The organism is Sulfitobacter sp. UBA4523 (assembly GCF_002388305.1).
Lineage (GTDB): Bacteria > Pseudomonadota > Alphaproteobacteria > Rhodobacterales > Rhodobacteraceae > Sulfitobacter > Sulfitobacter pontiacus.
The window spans coordinates 1889-3120 of sequence record NZ_DGMH01000067.1 but is presented as its reverse complement, the minus strand read 5'-3'; the positions used below and the strand labels follow the sequence as shown (position 1 = coordinate 3120).

1 protein-coding gene is annotated in these 1232 nt (G+C 56.2%); it reads left to right on the top strand.

What is annotated here, in order from left to right; translation table 11 throughout:
• Positions 1-1232: elongation factor G (locus B3849_RS16575; protein ID WP_286780446.1), on the top strand; the 1232-nt coding region annotated here is incomplete at both ends.

The window sequence follows — 1232 nt, the reverse complement described above, 5'->3', positions numbered from 1 at the left end:
ATGGAGCAGGAGCAGGAACGCGGTATTACAATTACCTCCGCTGCGACGACGACTTTCTGGCAGCGCCAGGAAGAGCCAACAGCCGACGCGACATCCGACACCAAGTACCGGATGAACATCATCGATACCCCCGGCCACGTTGACTTCACCATCGAAGTTGAACGTTCGCTGGCCGTTCTTGACGGCGCGGTTGCTGTTCTTGACGCCAACGCCGGTGTTGAGCCCCAGACCGAAACCGTTTGGCGCCAAGCGGACCGCTACAAGGTTCCACGCATCGTTTTCGTCAACAAAATGGACAAAATCGGCGCTGACTTCTTCAACTGCGTGAAGATGATCAAAGACCGTACCGGTGCGACACCTGCGCCGATCCAAATTCCGATCGGTGCCGAAACCGAGCTGGAAGGCATGATCGATCTGGTCACCATGAAAGAATGGGTCTGGGCCGGTGAAGATCTTGGCGCGAGCTGGGAACAACGCGAAATCCGTGCCGAGTTGAAAGACCTGGCCGACGAATGGCGCGCGCATCTGATCGAGACTGCGGTCGAGATGGATGACGAAGCCATGGAAAACTACCTGATGGACGGCGCAGAGCCTGACGTCGACACCCTGCGCGGTCTGATCCGTAAAGGGACACTGGCGATCAAGTTCATCCCCGTACTCTGCGGCTCCGCGTTCAAAAACAAAGGTGTTCAGCCTCTGTTGAACGCTGTAATCGACTATCTGCCATCCCCGATGGACGTTGTTGACTACATGGGCTTCAAACCAGGCGACGAGACAGAGACCCGTAACATCGCACGCCGTGCGGATGACGACATGGCCTTCTCCGGTCTGGCGTTCAAAATCATGAACGACCCCTTTGTTGGCTCGCTGACCTTTACCCGCATCTACTCCGGTGTGCTGAACAAGGGCGACACGCTCTTGAACTCCACCAAAGGTAAGAAAGAGCGCGTCGGTCGTATGATGATGATGCACTCCAACGATCGTGAAGAAATTCAAGAAGCGTTCGCGGGCGACATCATCGCGCTGGCAGGTCTGAAAGACACAACGACCGGTGACACGCTTTGCGCCGTCAACGACCCTGTTGTTCTTGAAACAATGACCTTCCCCGATCCGGTTATCGAAATCGCGGTTGAGCCTAAAACCAAGGCTGACCAAGAGAAGATGTCCACCGGTCTGGCGCGTCTGGCCGCAGAAGACCCCTCCTTCCGCGTTGAAACGGATCTGGAATCCGG